Source organism: Burkholderia sp. Se-20378, from assembly GCF_017104665.1.
GTDB classification, from domain to species: Bacteria; Pseudomonadota; Gammaproteobacteria; order Burkholderiales; family Burkholderiaceae; genus Burkholderia; species Burkholderia lata.
This window is the reverse complement of record NZ_JAAGPG010000751.1, coordinates 1-3,129: the sequence shown is the minus strand read 5'-3', so window position 1 is coordinate 3,129 and position 3,129 is coordinate 1. Positions and strand designations below refer to the sequence as shown.

Here is a 3,129-nt window from a genome sequence, read left to right as displayed (position 1 = left end):
CGCGCTGGGCGCGGGCCTGGGTTTTGGCGCAGGTATGGCCGCTCCCGCGTTGGCGGCGGATGCACCGCAGGCCGTCACACGCGTCGCGATGCTCGTGCAGTTGCGTGGCCCGAACCTGAAGGTCGACGAACGCATCAGCCAGCATCTCGGCGAACGCGGCTACGCGGTGCGCCTGATCGACGAATCGTCGACGCCCGATGCGGCGCGCGATGCCGACCTGGTCGTGATCTCGTCGACGGTGTCGTCGAAGAACGTGCGGCCGGGCTGGCGCACGCTCGACAAGCCGCTCGTGACCTGGGAAAACGACCTGCTCGACGATTTCGCGATGACGGGCAAGCGTCATGACGTCGACTTCGGCGAAACGGGCAAGGAGCGCTACCTGTGGCTCGTCAATGCGCCGCACCCGATCGCGGCCGGGCTGCCGGCCGGCGCGACGAACGTGTACGGCAAGCAGGCGCCGATGAGCTGGGGCAAGCCGGGCCTCGGCGCGATCACGATCGCGACCGTGTATGGCCAACCCGACAAGGCCGCGATCTTCGCGTACGAGAAGGGCGCGACGATGGACTACGAAGCGCTCGCGCCGGCGCGCCGCGTGATGTTCTTCCTCGACAACGACACGTTCGTGAACCTGTCGCCGGCCGGTGTCGCGCTGTTCGACGCGGCCGTCGACTGGGCGGCCGGCCGGCGCTGATTTGCAGCGGCGGCACTGGGCCGCTAGGCCGCTTGCGCCGCCGCTTCGATCAGTTGCGCGAGCATCTGCGCCGGCTCCGACATCGTGCGCCGCGCGCGATGCACGAGCCCGATGTCGCGGTGGAACGTGTGATGCCCGAGGTCGATCGCGCGCACGCCGGCCGGCCAGCGGCGATACACGGCGGTCTGCGGGACGATCGCGACGCCGACGCCGTTCTCGACCAGCTTGACGATCGCGTCGAGCTCGTCGAGTTCGCAGGTGTCGCGCACCGCGACGTGCATCTTCCTCAGAAAGCGGTCGACCTGACGGCCGCCGAACGACGCGCGGTCGTAGCGCACGAACGGTTCGCTCGCGAGCAGGTCGGCCCAGTCCTTGCCCTTCACGCTGCGCGGCACGATCAGCCGGAACGGTTCCTGCACGAGCGTCGTCCAGTGCAGGTCGCTCTGCAGCGCAAACGGCGGCCGGATGATCGCGGCCATGTCGATCTCGCCCGCATCGACCCGGTTGACCAGTTCGATCGACAGTCCCGGTATCACGCGCGTGCGGCACGCGGGATGCCGGCGATGGAAATCGGCGAGCGCGGCCGGCAGCAGCGCGCTCTGTACCGATGCGATCGCGCCGATCGTCACGCGCCCGGTGGCCGGCGAACCGGGCGCCGTCGAGCTCAGGTTCTCGTACAGGCCGATCAGCGCCTGCGCCTGGTCGAGCACGTGATGACCCATCTCGTTGAGCCGGGCCGACCGGCCTTGCCGGTCGAACAGCGCGAAGCCGAGCTCGGCTTCGAGGCGCTGCATCTGCGCGCTCACGGCTGCCTGCGTGAGCCCGATACGGTTGCCGGCCGCGGCGAACGTGCCTTCCCGGGCGACGGCGACGAGGGTTTTCAGTTCGCGGATCATTCATCAATTCTGTTTGTGAATGACGCAACTATATATTGATTTAATTTCTGCTTGAGCTTGACTACCATGGTGCCGTCCTCGCGCCACGCGAGCGTTCCATCACGAGGCCACCATGAGTCTTTCCCCGTTTCACCTGGCGATCCCGGTCTACGACCTGCCGGCCGCGCGCGATTTCTATGGCCGCGTGTTCGGGCTGGCAGAGGGGCGCTCGAGCGCGCAGTGGGTCGATTTCGACTTCTACGGGCACCAGCTCGTGATCCACGAGCATCCGAAGACCGCGTCGCAGGAAGGCGCGCATACGAATGCGGTGGACGGTCACGACGTGCCGGTGCCGCATTTCGGGATCGTGCTCGACTGGCCGAGCTGGGAAACGCTGGCCGAGCGGCTGAAGTCGTTCGGCGTGACCTTCGTGATCGAGCCGTATGTGCGGTTCCAGGGGCAGGTCGGCGAACAGGCGACGATGTTCCTGTTCGACCCGTGCGGCAATGCACTCGAATTCAAGGCGTTCCGCGACATCGGCCAGTTGTTCGCGAAGTGACCGGCGGCGCCGTCAGCGCCGATTGAAATTGGGTGCGAGAATGCGGCCTCCGGCCCGGCTGCGCGCATGCGCACCGGCCGGCGCCGCGCCGCACGGCATCCGTCCGTGCGTGCCGTTCTCCAAGGAACCCGTATGGACAGTCACATCGCTCCGGTGGAGCTGAAGAAGGCCTACCGTCTCCTCAACCACGGCCCGACCGTGCTGGTGTCGGCCCGCCACGACGGCGTCGACAACGTGATGGCCGCCGCCTGGGCGTGCGCGCTGGACTTCCTGCCGCCGAAGCTGACGGTCGTGCTCGACAAGACCGCGAAGACGCGCGAGCTGGTCGAGCGCAGCGGCACGTTCGTGATTCAGGTGCCGACGGCCGCACAGCTTCGGCTCACGCATGCGGTCGGCAACCACAGTCTCGCGGAGCGGCCCGACAAGCTGCGCGAAGCGGGCGTCACGCTGTTCGAAGTCGAAGGCCACGACCTGCCGTTCGTCGCCGGCTGTTCGGGCTGGCTCGCGTGCAAGCTGATTCCGGAACCGCACAACCAGCAAACCTACGACCTGTTCATCGGCGAGGTGGTCGCGGCGTGGTCCGATACGCGCGTGTTCCGCGACGGCCACTGGTATTTCGAATCGGCCGATCCGGCGCTGCGCAGCCTGCACTACATCGCGGGCGGCAATTTCTACGCGATCGGCGAATCGCTGCACGTCGATCCGGACGCGAAGTAAGCGTTGACCCGGGCGCGCGGTTCACGCGCGCCTTTTCAATTCCGTCAGCATGGTGTCGGCGAACGCCTGCGCGACGCGCGGCAGCGTGCGGCCGCGCTTCGTGACGAGTGCGATCGGCCGCACGAACGCGGGGTCGTCGATCGGCTTCGCGACCAGTTCGGGCTCGGCACGCACCTCGCGCGCGGTCGCCGGCAGGATCGTTACGCCGAGCCCGCCGCGCACCATCGCGACGGCCGTCATCATGTAGGTCGGCTCGCACGCGATGTCGGGCGTGCAGCCGGCCGCGA

The 3,129-nt window shown here is 67.8% G+C and carries 5 protein-coding genes; 3 read left to right on the top strand and 2 right to left on the bottom strand.

The genetic code is table 11. The annotated features are described in order from the left end of the window. A partial coding sequence (locus tag G3N93_RS37040; RefSeq protein WP_206135243.1) for a hypothetical protein occupies window positions 1-691 on the top strand: 691 nt, incomplete at its 5' end. Between the two features lie 23 nt (window positions 692-714). Here the strand turns inward: G3N93_RS37040 and G3N93_RS37035 are convergent. Then, window positions 715-1,587, bottom strand: a complete 873-nt coding sequence (locus tag G3N93_RS37035) for a LysR family transcriptional regulator (protein WP_174989757.1) — start codon at window positions 1,585-1,587, stop codon at window positions 715-717. Window positions 1,588-1,699: 112 nt separating this feature from the next. Here G3N93_RS37035 and G3N93_RS37030 point away from each other — a divergent pair, with 112 nt between their 5' ends. Then, window positions 1,700-2,125 (top strand): VOC family protein, encoded by a 426-nt coding sequence (locus tag G3N93_RS37030; RefSeq protein WP_206135242.1) that lies wholly within the window; start codon window positions 1,700-1,702, stop codon window positions 2,123-2,125. A gap of 132 nt (window positions 2,126-2,257) precedes the next feature. Then, entirely contained in the window at window positions 2,258-2,842 is a 585-nt protein-coding gene (locus G3N93_RS37025) for a flavin reductase family protein (protein ID WP_206124457.1), read from the top strand. A 21-nt stretch (window positions 2,843-2,863) separates the two neighbouring features. Here the strand turns inward: G3N93_RS37025 and G3N93_RS37020 are convergent. Continuing rightward, the coding region (locus tag G3N93_RS37020) for a LysR substrate-binding domain-containing protein (protein ID WP_241026858.1) at window positions 2,864-3,129 on the bottom strand (266 nt) is incomplete at its 5' end.

Coding starts and splice junctions, on each gene's coding strand:
- G3N93_RS37035 (WP_174989757.1), bottom strand. CDS start 1,587: ATGATCCGCGAACTGAAAACCCTCGTCGCCGTCGCCCGGGAAGGCACG.
- G3N93_RS37030 (WP_206135242.1), top strand. CDS start 1,700: ATGAGTCTTTCCCCGTTTCACCTGGCGATCCCGGTCTACGACCTGCCG.
- G3N93_RS37025 (WP_206124457.1), top strand. CDS start 2,258: ATGGACAGTCACATCGCTCCGGTGGAGCTGAAGAAGGCCTACCGTCTC.